Source organism: Ahrensia sp. R2A130, assembly GCF_000179775.1.
Lineage (GTDB): Bacteria > Pseudomonadota > Alphaproteobacteria > Rhizobiales > Rhizobiaceae > Pseudahrensia.
In genome coordinates this window covers 93,223-113,326 of sequence record NZ_AEEB01000001.1, presented here as the reverse complement: position 1 = coordinate 113,326, position 20,104 = coordinate 93,223, and the positions used below count along the sequence as shown (strand labels likewise).

7 protein-coding genes are annotated in these 20,104 nt (G+C 55.1%); all 7 read right to left on the bottom strand.

Annotated features, from left to right (window positions below):
* Positions 1-2: 2 nt before the first annotated feature.
* Positions 3-1,202: a hypothetical protein gene (locus R2A130_RS00475; RefSeq protein ID WP_009462814.1), complete on the bottom strand. Its 1,200-nt coding sequence runs from the start codon at positions 1,200-1,202 to the stop codon at positions 3-5.
* A gap of 25 nt (positions 1,203-1,227) precedes the next feature.
* On the bottom strand, positions 1,228-2,313 hold the full coding sequence (locus R2A130_RS00470; protein ID WP_009462812.1) for a hypothetical protein: 1,086 nt from the start codon (positions 2,311-2,313) through the stop codon (positions 1,228-1,230).
* A gap of 101 nt (positions 2,314-2,414) precedes the next feature.
* On the bottom strand, positions 2,415-4,556 hold the full coding sequence (locus R2A130_RS00465) for an HlyD family efflux transporter periplasmic adaptor subunit (protein ID WP_009462810.1): 2,142 nt from the start codon (positions 4,554-4,556) through the stop codon (positions 2,415-2,417).
* Positions 4,541-5,992 carry an efflux RND transporter periplasmic adaptor subunit gene (locus tag R2A130_RS00460; RefSeq protein ID WP_050786019.1) on the bottom strand — a complete coding sequence of 484 codons (1,452 nt, stop codon included), beginning with the start codon at positions 5,990-5,992 and terminating at the stop codon, positions 4,541-4,543. Before R2A130_RS00460 ends, R2A130_RS00465 begins: the two co-directional genes overlap by 16 nt.
* Before the next feature lie 69 nt (positions 5,993-6,061).
* Entirely contained in the window at positions 6,062-6,895 is an 834-nt protein-coding gene (locus R2A130_RS00455) for an efflux RND transporter periplasmic adaptor subunit (protein ID WP_009462807.1), read from the bottom strand.
* Positions 6,896-7,001: 106 nt separating this feature from the next.
* A complete protein-coding gene (locus tag R2A130_RS00450; RefSeq protein ID WP_009462805.1) occupies positions 7,002-8,696 on the bottom strand; it encodes a TolC family protein in 1,695 nt (564 codons plus the stop codon).
* Positions 8,697-8,966: 270 nt separating this feature from the next.
* A complete protein-coding gene (locus tag R2A130_RS00445; protein ID WP_009462803.1) occupies positions 8,967-19,892 on the bottom strand; it encodes a tandem-95 repeat protein in 10,926 nt (3,641 codons plus the stop codon).
* Between the last annotated feature and the right edge of the window lie 212 nt (positions 19,893-20,104).

The window sequence follows — 20,104 nt, the reverse complement described above, 5'->3', positions numbered from 1 at the left end:
CCTCAAAAATCGCGCAACACGGCATCGCCGCTTACAACGTGGGTCTTGTAACCGCCGAAAACCTCGTCGCGTTTTCCGCTGGCGTAGATCGCCTGATATGCCTCGTGCGGCACGAGCGCATGGCGCTCATAGGCACTGACGCCCTGACGCACAGCGTCGAGATCAGCCGTATCGATGTGATAGGTTTGCTTGGCGGGCGTGGAGCCGAACAGGCCCCATTTGGCCGCCGTTTCGGAAATCGAAAACAGCTCCTGCACGGTCCATGTCAGCAGCCAGGCATTGTCGCGATTGCTGACGTTTTCCAGCACCTTCTCCACAACGCGCCCGTGGCTGGTCAGCCCTGTAGAATAGAACGGCCCCATCACAATACGCCGCAGTTGCACCGGATGAAGCGATGGAAAATCACGGTCCATGTTGTCGGCAATGGTGGTGAGCGTCAGCCCGTAGCTGGAATTCTTTTCGCAGAAATCATCGAACTGGTGCGCGTATTCTGGATTCAGCAGGCCATCTATCGGTAGGCCGATGTCGAGGCCCGGCTTGATGCCTTTGCCGTCGAGCAACAATTTCGCCAGCGCGTCGGACGAGTCTTCGATGACCGCAGAATAGACCAGCGGCAGATTGGCGGTCCCGTCGAAAGCCCCCCAATGCACCACGTAGAGCGGGCGTTTGGTTTTTTCGTTGAAGGACACCTTCACCGTCATTGGCAGAATGAACGACTGAAAAACACTGCCCTCCTGAACACTCTCAAGATACAGCCTGCGCGCCAAAGACTTCTGCGCGTCGGTAGGAAATTTCCGTGTCAGCAAAATGCAATCGACCATCTCGCGGCGAAGCGCTTCACCATCGGGTAATTGCGACAACTGCTTTTCAGCATCGCGGGCATCGCGTTCCAGTTCCAGCACCGCACGGTGAAGCGGGTACCCGCTTTCGGCGCGGTTGATGCGAAAGCTGTCCGCAAACGAAAGCCGGTTTTCCCACGCCTCGAAAGAGTGAGCCAAGCGGTCGATGTAGCCAGTCAGGATTCGCCCTGTCAGTTGGTGTCGGTAAAGCGGTGAATCCTGCTCATCGGTCAGATAGACATCGAGCGCTTTGAGCGCTGCGGCGATAGCATCGAAATAGCGCGCGGCGATTGCGCCGGTGGCTGCGTTATCCGGCTCCAACACAGTCTTCGACGTGGCAGCTTGCGTGGTTTGATCGCTCACTTTTTATAGTCCGCTAACCGGCACCTTAACCCGCCACGTAGTCCGCCTTGTTGTGCTTATCCATCACCTCTTGGAAGCGACGGGCAAAAGCATCATCGGCAAGCTGTTTACGGCGCTGAATGTCCTTCGACGACACCATGTTCTTTTCGTGCATTTCCAGCAGATCACCGATGTGGCTCTGCGAGGCTGCACCGATACCGGCCATCGTGGTCTCGGCGGCTTCATCCACCTGCGTACCAAGGGTGTTGATGCGGTGCGCGACTTCCTGCTGCGCTGCCGTTTTCAACGAATCTTCCAGCGCTTTATAGAGGACGATGCGTTGCTCGGTATCGATGGTCAGCTTGTTGATGAGCGTTGCTTGCGCGGCCTTCTGGTTGTTCAGCGAGTCCACGAAAGTCTGGAACATCGACGTATAGCGTTCCAGCGTCTGGCTTTCCGCCAGCAGCTCCTGCTCTTTGGCTTGGGCCGCATTATACTCCGTCGCCAGCAGCGAGCGCTTGCTTTCAAGGTCAGCACGTTGCGACTGGTCCGTGGTCAAGGCGATCTGGTTTTCCAGATCCATCAGTTCCGGGTTCAACTCTTCGATACGTTCTTGAATCTCTTCAAGCTGCCCGATGGTGCCTTTGCGACGGTCGATTACCTCACGAAGGCTCGACTCTGACTGGTCGTAGCGCTCGTTCAGAATGTTTTCCTGCTCTTTCAAAATGCCGGTGATCGTGTCCGACTTGGCGAGCAGTTCCTGCAAATTTCCGGCAAGCGACATGTTGCGAACGCGCTCGGTCCGCATGCGCTGGGCGCGTTGTTTGGAGAACACGTTGATGAAGTTCTCCCAACCGGTGAAGCTCTTCATGGATTCGAATTCGGAGCCGAACACGTTGGTCGCGTCTTCCAACCCGATGATGAGATCGGCGATATTGCCTTCCATCACCTTCTGCTGGTTCAGCACGTCTTGAATGCGGGCGTTTTCGATATCGAAGCCCGAGTCGGAAATGCTGTCGGCCTTGGCCATCTGATCCAACACCATTCCGCTTTCGCGGATTTTGGTTCGCATCGAATCCACCGTCTCCTTGGTGCGTGCGATTTCAGCGTCGAATTTGGCAAGGTTGGCCATATGCATCTCCCGGCTTGCCGCTACAGGCGAGCGACTTCTCATCACTAGAGTATAAGAGAGATCAAAAGGATTTAAAGCGGTTGTATGTGCACAGTGTGCAATTAAACACCCATCTCGCGAACCAGAACTTTCAGCACTTGACGTTTTGCACGCGCGTAAAAGCTCTGCGGCTCACCCTTGATGATCGCCACACCGCGCACCGCCATTTGAGGAGCGACACTGCTTGTTGATAACGGCACCAGCGCCAGCGCATAGCGCGCTTCGGTCGGGCGCAGCGTTTCGGTGCTGGCCTCTTCAACTGCGATCGGGCCACCGAACGGTAAGGCGAGATAAGGCTCGTCCAACTCTTCGGAAGCCGCTGTAGCGATTTCAGAGACGGTAGCATCGATTTTTGGAAGCTCAGGATTATCAGGCACAAAGGTGGCCGTTGCCTGCACACCGACGCGGAAAATATTGCGTTCGCTGACGTAACCTTTGATCCTGCTACCGCCTTCTTCTTGAAGCAACGCTAGTGATGTCTTCGGGTTGATCCACATACCTTCGTGCAGTTCAGGATCCATATCCGTAACACGACCAGAAAACGGTGCACGCACTGTAAGGCGTTCTTCAACACGGCGCAGACCCAGCAGTTTCTCACGCACCTCTTCCAATTCGTTTTGCAGCACGATTAATGATGCACGGTCGGTCTCGTCCGACCCCGTGCGGTCGATACGGGACTCGATAAGGGTGGCCTGCTCTTGTGCCAGTTTCAGATCCAGCCGCAGTTGCGGTGCGTCGAGAACAAACACCACATCGCCCTGCGCCACTACGTCTCCCTCGCGGGCAGTAACCCTTTGGACAACGGCTGGAAATGGTGCGTAGAGCGCCTGCTCATGACCAGCGGTCATCAATGATGGAACGCGAATTTGCGTCGACCAGGGTATGATCGCAGCGATGGTAAGCCCGGCCAAAACCGACCCCGTGATAAGGATGCGTTTTGCAGCCATGATCTTACTCCTGATGGACCACCAATGGGCCATTTCTTTCGCCACCGGTTTGGCGATGAACCAGACGATTTCGACGATGAAAAGAAGAATGCCGACGATCTTAATGAAGAAGGCATAGACGAGAATTGCGATGCCGAGAAAAAGGAAAAACCGGTAAATCCATGTCGCCCATGCGTGGACGATGATGAGGCGGCGCAGCTTCGGCGTGAGCGGTTCGGGCGCATCGTCGCCAAGCCCGAACAGCATTTCCCGCATGCGCCAACGCGCCATCTCAAAGCCACGGTTTTGCAGGTTCTGAAAACCCAAACCGTCGGACAAAATATAGTAACCATCGAACCGCATCAGCGGATTGAGGTTCACCGCCAAAGACGTGATCCACGAGGTCGTCGCCATTGCGAAAAATACAAGACGCAACGGCCCGTCAGGTAGAAACGCCCATGTCAGCGTCGCCACCGCAGCGATGGCAAGTTCAGTGAAGATACCTGCACCATCGATCATCAAACGGGGCTTGCGCGAACGCAGCCGCCACGCGCCGGACGTGTCAGTGTAGAGCACCGGCATCAGCACCATAAAAGCGATGCCAATGGTCGGCACCCGCAACCCGTAACGCACCGCCATATAGGCGTGGCCAAGTTCGTGAAGCGACTTCACGATGACCAGACTGAGGCCGTAAAAGGCGGCCCCTTTCCACGACAGCATGTACTGGAAAGTGCCGGTGAATTGCTCCCACTGGCGCGACACCAGATAAAGCCCGGCTACGGCCATCACCACGAACAACCAAACGGCTATGCGCGTAAAAAGAATTTGCACCACAGGCCATGTGGCGCGCAGAAATCTGTCGGGACGGAACAGCGGAATGCGGAAAAACAGATAGGAGTGCATCGCAGTTGAAAACCACGACTTTTTCTCTGCTGCAGCCTTCGCCGCCATGCCCCGAAAATCGTTTCCCGCAATATCACGAACCAGCGCATTGGAGATGAGGAAGTGGATCACTTCCGCAACGTCATCCTTATCGATAGTCCGTCCGAATTCGGTGTTCACACGCCGAACAAGCGTCTCCACCGTGCCCACACGCCAGAGGCGCAGAAGATCGAGCGTCTCCCGACCGATCTCGAAGTAGCGGTTTGCTGCGGGATCGAAAATCACCCATGCAGGCGCGCCGTTCGGCTGCGGTGCGGTCGGGACAATCTCCAGATCATCGCGCAGAACCGGGAGCGGAACGTCTTCACGTTCCTCTTCGTTCAGTACCCCGTCCATTGCCGGATCGCCGAAAGCGGTTTGCGGAACAGATAGTATGCGAGGAAGACCCGCTCGCCATAAACTTTGGCCGTGCCGCGAAGACCAATGCGCGGCAGATCTGCCTCAGCAAAATCTGCCCGGACATTATAAGACAAGACGTTGTCGCCATTGGGCTGCGCGTGGAACGATGCGGATGTCAGCCTAGCTTCGACCGCATTGAGCGGATCACTATCGAGGTAGAGCTGAACGCGCGCGCCCTCTTCCAGCACGATGGCATCCGCCACAGGCAAATCGATTGCGATCTCAACGGAGTTCGGATCAGCAATGCGCATGATGCGTTCGCCGGTCGCTACAGGGCGTCCTGTCCAACTGTCCTTGTCGGAAAACAGAACAAGCCCATCACGCGGCGCACCGACTTCCGTCTTCTTCATCAGCTCGCTAGCGTAATCGTATTCGCCAGCTTTCAAGTTCAGTTCAGACTTTGCGATGGACAATTCACGCTTGGCGCGGTTGTCGGAAAATGATGTGCGCAGGCTCTGGTCATAACGTGCCTCGGCAACACTAACCGCCTGCCCTGCTAACTGGAGGCGGTTGCGCAGATCGGTGTCGGAATAGCGGAACAATAGTTCGCCAGCCTTCACCCGGGTGTTAGGCGAAATTTCAACGCTTTCGATCACACCATCCATGGGCGCGGCCACGACGTAAGCATCCGAGGGTGCAACACGCGCAGGCGCCAGAACGGACAGCGGCATAGGAATAAAGCCGGCCAACAAAACAGTAGCAGCAGCCGCGAAGCCTAGCGCCTGACGGGACCGCAATTTCCGCTTTGTTCGTTTGGGACCAACCAATGCTTCCCATGCATGCGAATATGTTTCGCAAAGACGCGCAGCAGCAACCAGGCTGCGCTCGTCCCACTCCGCTTCACGGGTGAACAGCAGATGAGCGAACACCGTGCCATCGCGAAGCTGCAAAGGCAGCAATGCCATGTGCGCAAAAGGATAAGCGGAAGCATCTGGATCACCCGCTTTCGCATCGCGGCGCGCATCGAACGACATCACTTTCTCGCGGTCACCCTCGCCGACACGACGTGCGACGAGACGTTCGATCCAGCGGATGAACGTTGAATTGCGATCCACCGCTGAAAGAGATGAAACGGAGACAACCCGCTGCTTGCTGGGACCGGACCGCAGAAGCAACATCGCTTGGCGGTATTGGACCGCAACCCGTGATCCATTGACCATTAAGTAGCCAAGTTCGGCTTCGCTTTGGGAGCGACGCGCCTCACGTTCGAGGTTCAAGAGCGCGTTGGCCACTTCGACCTCACGACCCTTTACGGCGCGAGGTCCAGTCGCTTGCGAAGACTGCTGTTTTTGTGGGGCAGCTGCCTGTTTGTGCGCGGCCGCAGCACCTGCCTGCGGCTCGCCAGTACGGGCCGTTACACTGCGCTGTGGCATTGGTCTCGCAGGCTTTTGCATGTCATTCCGATCAAGTGCCCGCCCTGGCGGCGGCTGCGAGGTCTTGTTTTAGTTTGTAGGCGGCGGTGCGAATTTTGCCGTGCCGCTCATGCCAGCCAGCACGTTTTGCGGGCGCTTGATGAAGGTTCCGGTCAGCTTGATTGTCTGCGAAACAGCGTCGACTTTGGCACCCAGACGAGCGACCTTGGCTCGGAAACTTGTACCCAACTCATCGACCGCGAAATCAAAGGTCGTGCCGGGCTTCACCCAGCGCAGCCATTTTGAAGATACGATAAGATCGAGCTCCAAAGCGCTGTCATCGACGACAGTGAGAATAGGAGCGTTTGCCGCTGGAATTTCAAAAGTCTCAGCGTGGCGCTCCACGACGCGACCGTTAAACGGTGCATCGATACGGCAAAGCGAAATAACCTGCGCCAGACCGTCAGCGTTGGCTTTGGCAGCCGCCACATCAGCGGCGGCATCCTTGACCTCCTGCGAACCGGCGGCACCGCGTGACTTCAGGCGTTTCTTTGATGAGTAGATTGAGGCAGCCTTACCCAGACCGGCCTTCGCACCGCGCAAATCAGCTTCCTGACGACCGCAATCGAAGGTTACGAGATTGTCGCCCTGACGGAATGTCGAGCCTTCCTTAAAAGGCATGGATTTGATCGATGCCGCGATGCCAGCGCCAAGCGTGACTTCCGCATTCGGCATAACCACACCGCGCGCATCGTACTGCGCGTCGGAGGCAACAGAACCCGTCGTGGTCCGGTCGATAGTTGGTTCGCTTTCGCTTGCCATACGTTCCACAGCATCAACTGCCGAGCCGGCAAACGCCGCTTGCGACAGTGTGAGCGAGAGAATGGCTGCAGTGGCCAAAAGACCTTTTTTCATCGTGACCATATTGGCCTCCCGTTTGTGGGATGATCCGGTGGGATCATCGAGCGTTCATGTGCGGGCGCTTGCCCGGAAGTGTCAGTTGCTGTTTGTCAAAAAGACAAAACAGAAATTAGCGGTCGCTTAGCGGCATCCCCACCGGCGCTTTGAGCGCACGACGAACACGAGCCTTGAAGGAACTTGTTTTCTTGGCCGTTTTGATTGGCTGCGCTACCGGCGTATCACTCGCATGCATCGGATGTTGTTTGATGGAAGACGTAACCAACGCATCCAACTTCTGATTGCGCGTAAGCTTCTTGCCTGTCGGCGCAATCGAACCCGTTACCATGTGACGAGACGCGGAGCGTTTGGCACGATGGATACCGGAACGATCACCCCGTTCGATCCAGACTTCTTTCAATCTGCCAGCCATGGTCGCAATGGAGTCGTTACGGGCCAAATCATCTGCGTAAGGGTCGATACCCATCGATGCATAGACGTTGGCATAGGCGTTCTGAAGATCAGCGTAAGCGATGTCCGACTGCACACGGCTGGCCAGAGTGTTCATCTCTTCACGGATAAGCGTCTGTTCGGAAGCTGCGCCCTCGCCGAAGCTGATACGGATTTGCTTCACGATACCATTTTGAACGTTCGTGTGGCGCTGCGCCGTACGGAACAATTTCTTGGCATGGCCATAGCGAACACGTGAAACGTGAACCTGCGTCATGATCGCCATTGTGACGGCCAATGCACGGGCATCAAGAACTTCATCCTTGGCACCGATTAGGCGCTTTTTGGCAGGGTATTTGAACACATTGAGGAGATTGAAGGTCGCCTTCGCGCCCCAACCGATCCAATTCGAGTTGAACAAATATTGGTCACTGTCAAAGTTGGAGCCTGCAAAGAGGTTTACACCGGGAAGCAGTTCCAGAAGAGCCTTCTTGGATTCCTGCGAGTTGATGCGAAGTTTGTACTGCACATCCCTAATTTCAGGACGGTTTTCCAGCGCTGCAAACACCATCTCTTCGCCACCCATGACGAGCTTGGTGTTGTCGGCGCGGCGTGATGGCTGGGCCAGCGTGAAGTGCTCACCAGGACGAACATTCATCAGTGCGGCCAGCTGAATTTTGGCCAGCGACAGGTCTTTCTGCAAACGCTGTATGCGCTGCTGAATTTCCACTAATTCACGCTGATAGGTGAGCGCTGTCAGCGGTGAAGTTTGCCCACCCTTCTGAAGCGCCTTGGAATTGCTCAGCGCTTTTTGAGTCCGACCTTCAAGAGCACGAAGCCCCTTTACCAGACGGTCTGCAGAAACTGCTCGCCAATATGCTGTGCGCACATCTTCGATAATGCGGTTGATAATTTTGCGGCGCTGTTCGCGGGCAATCAGAACTTCGTCGGCGGCCTGTTCAGCACGCACTTTCGACAGACCGAAGTCGAGAATGTTCCAAGACAACTGAATGTCTTCTTCGAACTTGCGGCGATCAGGATAGATGGTCGAGGTCGCAGAGCCGGCGTCGTTGTTTCGGCCGGTGTAACCTGCGGAAGCTACAATTTTGGGCAACGTTTCCAAGCGCGCATTCGCTAGCGTCTGGCTAGCAAGGGCCTCGTTGTACAACTCGACATGGAAATCGAGATTGTATTTGAGAGCACGCGCCATCGCTTCGTAGAGCGTGATGGCATTTTCCACCGGCTCCTGATCGGCGGTCACACGGGACAGCTTTTCACTGGCGAACTGGGAAATGGAACCCGTCGTCAGAGGCTTCGGTGTAACCGTGCAGGCCGTGACGCTGAGCGCCATGATGGATGTTAGAAGAATACGCTTCACTGGATAATTTCCTCGAACTCAAACGCTTCCGAGCTGCCTCATCACTGTGATGTATAACCGCCCGGTTCCTCATCACTATCGCCAATCATGCCTAATGAACGCTTAATAGGGGGGCAGATTTTTCAATTTCATTTACCATGCTAATTTCACGCTAACAGACTGTATTAACTAAAAAAGCGCGCCCACATGAGGCACGCTTTCCTTGATAGGAACCAATATTTAACAGGCGCAGGCGTTTTGGCCGTTCACGCCCAACACGACAGAATTGCGCTACAGATCAAGCGACGTGAGGCGCAGGTTTGCATCGGCAACCGGAGCTTTTCGATCATCGGTCAGCTGAACGTTGACGGTTTTTACAAGAACCTCACCCGACGCCATGAAGACCCGAACCTCGATGCTCAATCTGGCTTCGCCAACAGGCGGAGTGGCCGACAGGAAATCGCCCCGCACCGGGTTAACCCAAGCAGGCCAGTCGCCACCGCCAACAGGTGTTGCGGCAACGCCGGTTATGCGGCCGTCGCGTGTCTCGGTGAAATCAGTCTTCAAAGCTATGAACACTGTCCCGCCGCGATAAACCACTGCGACATCGACCCGATCCAACCTTGGGTCCGAGTTCACGTTTACGCCCTCAGAAGAAACACCGGCATCGAGGCTTCCAGATTCTCCGTCACGATCCAAACTGGTCGCAAATGGTGACGGCTCCGAGAGTCCTTGCGTGGAGTTACGCACCGTCAATCTGTCGATGCTTGATGCGCTGGAGATAGACTGAAGCGATCCAATTTCCGAGATTGCATTACCAATCGTCAGGTCGGCGAGTGCAGGCGCATCGCTGCCAAAATCAACAAGCTGATCGAAGCGCAGTCCGGCGGAGAACGTGTCACCCGCTTCATCCTCGTCTTCGTCGTCATCATCAACAGGCGCCAGGAAGGTATCGTTCGTCACCCGAATATCGAAGCTCTCCAGCAGCACACCGCCCTGCCCGTCATCGACGGTCACCATCACGGTATAAGGTGCAACCGAGCCGGTTCCTGCAGTGAATGTTCCCGAAATAATGCCGGTTGCAGCATTGTACTCCAACCCATTCGGAAGACCTGTGACAGCGATGGTCAACGCATCTCCATCATTGCCACCGTCTACAAATAGTGTGGTGACATTGAGCGTAAACGCGGCTTCTTCTGCAACGACGAAGTCAGGCAGTGCATTGATAGCGACGGGCGCAGGATTGACCGGAACCAGGGTCAACGTGGTGTTCGTCGTGCCGCCCTGTTGATCGTCGGCGGAAGCGTTCAGAATAACCGAACCATTGCCTTCTGCATCAAACGGCACAGTGCCTGTGATAAGTTGGGTGCCAGCGTCGTAGCTCGCCCAGACAGGCAAGCCGGTGACCGCAATGGTCAATGCATCACCATCTACATCATTGAACAAATCAGCAGCCGAAATTGAGAAACTATCACCTTCACGCAACGTGACATCGCTGGTTGGGACAACGACTGGCGCAACGTTTGTGACGCCAATTTCAAATGTCTGTGTCGCAATCGGCGACATACCATCCGTTGCCGAAACCGTCACATTGTAAGGCCCACCTTGGGAAGCGTCGGATGCTACCTGACCGGATATGATGCCGGTCGAGGCATTAATGGAGAGTCCCAATGGCAGACCGGTGGCAGTGAATGACAACGCATCACCGTCAACATCAAGGAAGAAGCCGGCCAATGGAAGATTGACAATTTCGCCATCCGTCAAAGCAGCGTTTGCGATTATCCCAGCAGCGACGGTTGCATCGTTCACTGCGACTACATCGAATGTAATATTGGCTTCGCTGACCGAGTTTCCATCGCTCACACCATAACCTACAACCACAGCACCATTTACGTCTGCGCCCGGCGCGAACGTCACGGTGCGGCCGTCAGCAGCTAACGAAAGTCTGCCTTCCGGAACGTCTACGAATCCGCCGGGAATGACCGGCTGACCGCCCAAAGTGACGATGGAAAGCGCATCACCTTCCACGTCGCTATCGACCCCAATGCCAGCAAGGCTGCCCGCAATGGGATCGAATGTGATGCTCGTGTCTTCATCAAAACCGAGTGGTCCGTCATCGACAGCAATGGGTGCGTCGTTGACTGCGGCGAAGTCGATATGGACGGTCGCTGTATCGATGAGATCACCATCGCTAATGGAATAGGTGAATGAAACCAGACCGGTGAAGTTACTTGCTGGCGTAACGGTAAGCGTCACGCCATCCGCGGCAAGAGCGACAATAGCTCCTGCAATATTCAAAGAACCACCAGGCGCGATGCCGAAACCGTCAATCTCGCTGATGATGATCACATCACCGTCAGGGTCCACGTCATTGCCCAACGGCTGGACGATAAGGGGTACATCTTCGACACCGGCAAGAGGCACCGGCGCACCGTCATCATTAGCAATCGGCGCGTCGTTAACGGCGGTCACCGCTATGGACGTCAACGCAGTGTTGGAGTCGATCTGACCATCATTCAGCGTAAAGCTAATGATACGAACGCCCTCGACCACTTGATCGGAGCCGTTAGAGAAGCCCAACGCTTGAAGCGCTGCCATAAAATCAGCCTGGCTTGCCGGACCTTGCAACACGAGATCAAGTGATCCGGCGGCGGCAAGAGCAGCGGGCGCGCCGCCGACAACCGTAATGCTTGGTGGCAATGCGCCGACTTCGATCAGATCACCGGCCTCACCATTGGTCAGAGTAACCGTAACCGAAGCCAAGTCCGGGTCGTCGACATCGATAATCGCAAGATCAGCCGTCACCAGCGGCACTTGCGGTGCCTGCTCGGAATAACTGGCGGAAGTATCTGTACCTATTGCACCGCCGTTGAGATCGATCTCCGGGCTGTCATTGACCGGAGCCACCTCGACGGTCGCGCTGAGCGTTACCGGCGCTGAAAGATTGTCCGTCACCTCATAATCGAAGCTCGCCGTACCGCTGAATTCCGGGTCCGGCTGGAAGAAGACCTGGCCGCCTGAAAGTGTGACCGTGCCATTCGTGGCAGGGCCAACATTCAATACGGTCACGGGGTCACCTTCAGGATCGTTGATCGTGGCCAGAAGGTCAGAAAATTCAATGGTCAGCTGCGTATCTTCGGTAGCTGCAAATGGCGCAACACCTGCAGAAGTCGGCTGGTCGTTCACCGCTTCCACTGCGATACGGGTGATCGCTACGGGTGAGTCGCTGGTGCCATCATTGACCTGAATAACAATCGTGCGCTGCGCCTCGCTTGGGTCTTCCGACGCTGAAGAATAGCTGATCGCTGCAAGTGCCAGTTCAAAATCAGCAGCCGAGGCAGGCCCGCTGATCGTAAGCGTCACAGCGCCTGCAGCCGAGATAGGGAATGTTTCCGAAGCGGTAAACGCCATTCCCACGGGCAGTGGGCCGACTGTTAGCACATCTCCGATACTCGCGTTTGTCAGCACGATTGTCGCGCTATCAAGCATCGGGCTATCCGGATCGAAGACCGACAACGCACCGCTGACGATCGAAACCCCGGGATCGTTTTCACGATAGGCCGTTGCAAAATCGACGGTACCAATCTGTGCGGTATCGAGATCGAGAGTTGGTGCATCATCGACTGACTGAACGGTGAGATCAGCTGTCACGTCCACAGTGCCCCCTTGCCCGTCACTCACGGTGTAAGCGAAGGTTGCTGGGCCAAAATAGTCAGCCAGCGGTGTGAAACGCACGCTACCATCCGGCAAAAGTTCGACGGTTCCGTTCGTCGCAACACCGACCGCAGATATGAAGAGCGTATCGCCTTCAGCGTCCGTATCGTTTGCAAGCAGGTCAGCGGGTAGCAGCAGCAGCGGCGTATCTTCCAAGGTGGTCAGTCCTGTATCGGCAACAGATACCGGCGCATCATTGACAGCGGTTACAAGAATACGACCACCAGCGGTCAGCGAGTTATCTGAACCGTCATTGCCCTGCACGACTAGCAGGCGGATCGCTTCGTTGATGTTGTCAGAGTTCGAAGCGAATTGCAGCGCCTGAAGTGCGGTCTCGAATTCGGAAAGCAGAGCAGGTCCGCGCAACACAACTTGGATTGTGCCATCAGCAGTCACAGGCCCAACCGGTGTGATTTCAGCGGTGATGCCGAGGGGAAGAACACCGACTGTGATGGCGTCGCCAACAAAGGCATTCGATAGCGTAACCGTGAGATCATCAAGCTCGGTATCATCAACATCGCTGATCGAAATCAGACCGTCGAAAATCGTAACCGGCAGATCATTTTCCACATACGGCACTTGGCTCGGGGAACCGACGATTGCACCTTGGATAGTCACAACAGGCCTGTCGTTTACCGATGTCACATCAATAGTGACGGTGGCCGTGCTGGTAACGCCAGCACCGTCTTCCACGGTATATGTGAAACTTGCCGGACCGAAATAATCTGCCGGCGGCGTGAATGTGAACGTGGAGCCTGCCTGCGATACCGTGCCGATAGACGCGGCACCGACACCAATGATGGTGAGAGGTTCGTTGTCCAGATCAACGTCGTTGGACAGCAGTTCAGCAATCGTAAACTGAGCGGTTCCATCCTCTAATATGGTAGCGGAGTCGTTGCCAGCCACAGGAGCATCGTTGACCGCAACAATCGCAATTGTGGTGGTCGCCACTGGAGATGGGCCGTCTCCATCATCGATTTGGAGTTCGATACTACGTTGCCCGTCTACCAGCGCGTCGGAGGTCGACATATAAGTGATGGCTTGGAAAGCAAGAGCGTAATCGCTGGCGCTGGCACTACCTGAAAGCTGGATTGTCACCGGTTGCGCGGACGTCAACGCACCAGCCGGAGTGATGGTCACCGATATGGCAGACGGCAAAGTACCGACCGCCAAAAAATCGCCGATCTGACCATCGCTCAAGACAATCGTAGCACCCTCAAAGAGCGCATCATCAACATCTGTGATCTCTACGCTGGGGTGTACGATAGCGATGCTGACGTCGTTCTCGCGGTAGCTCGTGGCGTAGTCCACGCCGCCGCCATCGATACGGTTCAGGTCGAGGAATGGCGCGTCGTTAATAGCGGTCACATTGACCGTGGCGGTGCGCGTGGCTTCACCACCCTGCCCGTCCAAAACGCGATAAGTGAAGGTATCCTGGCCAAAGAAATCAGGGTTTGGCACGTATGTGATCTGCGAACCAACCAAGGTGACCGTGCCGTTAGACGCTGCACCAAGACTAATTACGTTCAGTGAATCGCCTTCAGGATCGCTATCATTGGCCAGCAAATCTGCTGTTGAGTATACGCCTGTCGTGTCTTCGTCGATTGTTGCCAATGTATCATCAAGTGCCACTGGCGCATCATTTGTGCCTTGAACGGTTAGACTGCTAACCCGCTGAACGGAAACATCGAAACCATCATTGGCGGTAACCACGATCGTGCGTACGCCTTCGACCGGATTATCAGAAACCGTCGAAAACTCGAAACCGCGCAACGCAGTTTGATAGTCATCAGCTAACGCCGTACCAGACAACGTGATCGTCACCGAACCTGGCGCAAGCAAGCCTGTAGTTGCAGCCGTTGGCGAGAAGGTTGCAGATATTCCGCCGGGCAAAGCACCTGCAACGATACGGTCACCGATTTCGCCATTGTTGACGACAATTTCCAAACCAACAAGTTGCGTGCTGTCGACATCTGACAGCGTGGCGTCAGCGGCGACCAGCGGTCTGGGTGCGAAGTCTTCCACATAGGTATCAGCGTGATCTTCAAGCGCACCTGCGCCGTTGAGATCGAGATCGGGCGCATCGTTCACGGGAATGACGTTGATCGACACGCGGGCAGTGTCGCTGCCACCAAATCCGTCGCCAATAGTGTAAGAGAATTCTGTGATGCCGGAGAAGTTCGCGGCAGGTTCAAAAACCACATTGCCCAAACCATCAAGGTAGGCAGTGCCATCCAGCAATCCATCGACCGAGATAATAGTCAGCGTATCGCCTTCGGGGTCGTCATCATTTGCAAGAAGGTCGACCTCTGAAATGATCAGCTGGCCATCTTCCAGCACCGTGTAGGGCAAACCACCATTGGAATCGTCGCGCGCGGTAGGCGCTTCATTGTCGCCCCGCACATTGATGGTCACTACGGACGCAGCACCGGGCGCGGAGCCATCGTTGACTGCAAAAGTAACCGTTCGGTCGCCGCGCTGATCAGTGGCAGATTCGTTGGAATACTGGATCAACCGCACGAAGGAGTTCATGTCGGCAGATGGCAAAACCCCACCTCCAGACCTGGTCACCGCTATGGAGTTGACGCCATCATAGGAGACCTCAAACGTAGTGGTACCAACGAAAACCGATTGTACCGACGGTGTGCCAAAGCGAACCTGCGTGGCACCGATAGCGAGAATCTCATCACCAGGTTGAAGGAAGCCGCCAAACTCCATTGTCAGACCAGTAACTTCGACATCATCGGGGTCAAACACAGAGGCATTTGCAGCAGCAATCGGTATCGACGTATCGGTTGGCAAATAAATCACGCCGATATTGCGTTCAGGCGTTGTCCCGTCATCCTCAAGGTCAAGCACGGCTCTGGTGTTCACACCTGTGATGGTAACCGTAACCGTAGCGGTACCGGACAGTTCACCCAACCCATCAACGATGACATAGGTGAAGGTATCGGTTGTGCTTTGCGTCTCGTCCAAATGGTCAAACTGACCGTTAGGATCGTAGAGCGCCAAACCCGTCGGTGACATCGTGACGGTTGCGCCAGAAGCAAGCGTAACCATGCTGCCGTCAGTTAGAAGCTGACCTTCCACGGAGTACACCTCGAGCACGAAGCCTTCAGGATCGACGTCAGCACCAGCGGGGTTGGTCAGCACGTTGATCGAACGCACTGTCGTCTCTGGCGTGCTTGTTGCATCGTCATTGGCAATCGGTGCCTGGTTGTCACTGGCTTCGATGGTCACTGTGGCAGCGGCATCTGAACTCAACGCGGCATTGGTAGGGTTGGTAAGACGGATTTGAAAATCTTCAGAAAATTCGAAATCAGGGTCGTCGACGATACCCAGAGGCACCGATAGGCCTGGCGACTGCACGGCAGCCGGATTGAACGTGATCGACATCCCATCGGTAACGGTCGCAGCATTATGAGACACGTTGTTAAAGATGCCGCCTGAACCTTGCAGGCCAATGCTTGCGCCTGCGCCACCATCTGCGCTGCCAGCAAACGTAACGTCCTGATAGTTGAAAATGACCTGACCTGTAGCCTCCACGAGAACCACTTGGAACGAGCCAGTCGCCGGTCCGTCGGACACAGCCGTCACGTCAGACCACTGAATAATAAATGTACGCGAGCCCGGTTCGGTGCCGATAGTCTCCGCATAAACGTTGCCGCCGCCCTGATCGAGATCATCGAAGAACGGAGCAATGATCGGGCGACCTAGAAGAGCAGAACCGTCCAGTTCAACATTGCCTGATGATGCAGAGGGGCTACCGAATGTCAGATAGCCGTTGGCTGAGATGAAAGCTTCATCGAAGGTGTCGCCAAAAAAGTCGAAATCAAAGCCGAGGCTACGAACGGCCAAGCCGTCGTTACCAAGGTTCAGCGCCGTTGCCGTCGCGGAAATGTCATTGAATACGCCTGATGCAGGGTTGGTTTCGACTTCATAAGGTATAGACGGCGCGGTATAGCTCAGTGTTGTCCCATCAAACAAATAAGCGCCCGTCCCATCGGCCGCGATAGCGTCTGCAAAGGCGGTTGTCAGATTGTCGAAATCAGTAGAGTCGGCTGTATTGTCGATGGTGCCAACATCAACGCTAACAGTTCCGCCCTGCCCCACAGCGCCTGTCAGACCAATGGTTACGTCAGCATTTCCACCTTCAACAGCGGTACCGTTTACGGTGACGGCCCATATGGGTTTAACGTCGACAATCACCGTTGCGACGTCAGAATCATCGTCACCATCTCTGGCTGTGTATTCGAACAGGACATCACCAAATGCGTTCGGCCCCGGCGTGTACCGCACCTGATTAAATGCGTTTACAGTGACGCTGCCCAGGCCTGCAGGAAGGTCGATTGGGTTGTTAAGGGTAACGGGAATCCCATTGATATGAGTCACCTGCGCACCACCATCAGGAATGATGTCGTTGGCCAGCACGTCGATGTTGACCATCTCGTTGGACACTGTTTCAGCGGAATCGGTATTGGCAACGACTGCGGCATCGTCATTGTTGAGATCAATGCGCAAAACGAGCGGACCAACGCTGGCGTTGGAAACATCCACTCCGTTCTCCGGGGAAACCTCGGATGAAGTTGCCGACATTTCCAGCAGATAGATCGCCGGACCACCGATTTGTGGAGGCGTAAATGCAAGCGAGAAAATATCGATCTGCTGCAATTGAGCTGTGCCGCCCACAATGGCAATCGGCCCGTTATCGCTGAACAGCGTTGAGCCGGCAGGCAAATTGCTCAACTCGATCGACGTAAATTCTTCCGATCCATCAAAGTCAAACAATTGCAGATTGATAACCTCGAACAACGCGACGGTAGCGTCGACATTTGCTGTTATTTCATCGACTTCCAGCAATGGCGCGTCAGCAACAGCATTGATTTCGAAAGTGACAACCTGACTGTCAAAACTCACCGAACCGTCGATTTCGTAGTTCTCAACGCTAATCACGATCTCAATATCGCGGTCATCGTTTTGCACCGGCAAAGCCCGAATCTGCGACCGGTCCCAGTTTGTGATATCGACATTCACTTCCCCATCGATCCCGGAACGGAAGCTGTTGATGCCATCGGTCAAGATGACACCAATAGGGACATCCTCAGCAAAGATGATCTGTGTTTCCGAAACATCCGGCGTCGATACCGTAAGCGAAATCGCACCGGTCGCAGCATCCTCTGCCGTCACCGGCGTGGGCTGGCTTATCGCGAGGGTAACATCATCGACCACAGGCTGAATGTCGAATGTCGCGTAAGACATATCCGTCCCACCGCCACCACTAACAGTATAGGCAATACTTTCACGACCAGAGACATGTGCTGGCGGCACGTATTCGAAGCTGCCGTCTGCATAAAGCGTAAGCTCTGCACCACCGGGCGTTGTATGAACTACAGGTGCAGGAGCACCGACCGCGTTGATCGGTATCGAGGCATTCAGACTATCACGCGCATCGGTAATTGTGAGCGTTGCGCCGCCAACGATTGCATCATTGCCCAGCAGTCCGTCTGCAAAGCCGGTGATGATCGATTGATCTTCATCTTCCACGTAAATGTTGGCTGCAGCTACTGGAGCTGCGCCCTGCGTTTGAATGTTGATTTGTGTCTGAACGCCGGTCGTCGAAATGACACCGTCCGTCAGTTCGAATTCAACGATGCGGGGAGTGGTGGTGTTGAGATCGACATCATCAGCATTGTTGTCGAATGTCAGCGACTGCAAAGCGGTTTCATAGTCAGCAATCTGCGCAATACCGCTCAACGTCACTTCGATGACAGCGGGAGTGCCCATGGTGGCAACGCCAGTGGTGACGCTATCAACGGTAATACCAAACTCACCAAGCATTGAGAGCAAGGTTTCGTCGTAGTTAATACGGTCGCCCAGATATGCGTTCGTCAGTCTGATGGTGACAGCATCGAGAGTTTCAGAATCGAACTCGAAGATCTCTACATTTTGCGAAACCAGAGAAACAGGAACATCGACGCCCGACACATTGTTGTAGGTAACGACACGGCTATTACCCGGCTGTGTCGTATCTAAATCGAGCGACTGTGTAGCCTGCGTGTCCGGCGTCGCAAAACCTGCGAGAGCAGCATCGCCATCAACATCGAAGTTTGCGACCTGACTGGTGGAGCCATAGGTCACAAGAAAAGCATTACTCTCTTGGAAAGAAAGCGAAATATTGGAATTCGAGCCATTGACGGCTTGCGTGCCTCTAGCAACCAGATCACCGAAATCGTCGGTAACCACCACGTCGCTTCCGGTCTCGCGGGTGTAGCTCCACAATTCGGTCGCATCCACGATAATTGTGTCACCAGCCGCGGGTTGTCCGGCGATCCCTTCCAAATCGTCAAAACCGATATCGAAGGCATCCAAAGGCGCAGGATCGCCCGTTGCCGGATCAATGATCTGCCACTGGATCGTGACAAAACCGGCTTCACGGATGCCCGGCTGCGTTTCTGGGTTCACGTTGGTCACAACCACGCGGAAATCATCCATCGAACCATCGCCCGATGCAGCTGTTTCAAACGTGGCAAATGTGTTGGGCGTCAGACCGACAAGCGTTGCCTGAATATCGTAGGCCTGCTCCTGCGGGCCGCCCTTGTCAAAAATGGCAGCGCCTTCCCAAAGCGCAGTCGTGTTCGCGGTACCGATGATGCCACCATCAAGGTGCCCTACCGTCGGCGGAGTGGAAGCTTCAAGCGTATAACCATCAAGAATGTGGTTCCAGTTCGGCGCACTCCAAGCCTGCGTTTCAACCTCACCCAGTTCGAGTTCCAAGTCCCAGTCGCCAGCGAGTGATTCAGAACCCGTCAGATCGTCTGAAGCGGCAATGTCTGCGCCGGTGACAGAGGCCAAACGGCCAGCCGCTTCACGACCGATTTCACCTTGACCGAAGTTACAGCCATAGATCAGCAGATCACCATTTTCTGTGAGCGCATCGCCGATCGCAGCGAGTGCACCACGGTGAATGCCCAACGTGCTTTCAGCGTTCAGCGTGGCCGTACCAAGCTGCAAAGCACCCGGTTCGCCATGGGAGAAAATGTGGATGGCTTCAAAGCCGGTTTCTTCTTCCAGCAATTCCGCCATCTGCAGAACACCGTCTTGTTCGGGATCAAGCACATGCACCACAACACCCGGCTCAAGGGAGGCGAGCAACCCGTCAATATCAGGCAGGCTTCCATCAATAAAAACGATCTCGTGGTCGGTGCGGCGTGGTTCTGAATTGAGTGCTATCTCTTCGTCAACAACCAGCGGTTCAGCTAGCGGCGCGTCGATCATATCGAGACTATCGGCCTGTTCCACCATGCCGGTGTTTGCCAGATAATCGTCTGCCAGTTGGTTGTGAACAGCTTGGCCCGCTATATCCAACGCGGTCTCCACCGCAGCAGCGTCCAACAGAATTCGTGGCTCCAGAACCCGCATCATGGGCTTGTCCGCAGCTGGCATTTCCAGCTTTGTTTGGCCGTGACTTGATCGCTTGAAGATCGACTGAAACGTGGAGGTCATACTCTGATTTCCGCAACTGAGCCCGTAAGGATCGAGCGCGCAAAACACGCCCGACCTTGAAATGCCGATGCACCGGAATGGAATTCCGGCGCAGCAGCCCCCCTCAGCTTTGGGTGGTTATGGTTAGCATGATGTTAATTCGATGCCATAGACTGGCCGTGTGCTTGGCCAATCGTGCCACAATTTCAGACATTTTGAGGCAAAGGCGAAGC

Bases quoted from the DNA above. Each gene is read 5' to 3' on its own strand.
- R2A130_RS00470 (WP_009462812.1), bottom strand. From the start codon at position 2,313: ATGGCCAACCTTGCCAAATTCGACGCTGAAATCGCACGCACCAAGGAG.
- R2A130_RS00465 (WP_009462810.1), bottom strand. From the start codon at position 4,556: ATGGACGGGGTACTGAACGAAGAGGAACGTGAAGACGTTCCGCTCCCG.
- R2A130_RS00460 (WP_050786019.1), bottom strand. From the start codon at position 5,992: ATGCCACAGCGCAGTGTAACGGCCCGTACTGGCGAGCCGCAGGCAGGT.
- R2A130_RS00455 (WP_009462807.1), bottom strand. From the start codon at position 6,895: ATGGTCACGATGAAAAAAGGTCTTTTGGCCACTGCAGCCATTCTCTCG.
- R2A130_RS00445 (WP_009462803.1), bottom strand. From the start codon at position 19,892: ATGACCTCCACGTTTCAGTCGATCTTCAAGCGATCAAGTCACGGCCAA.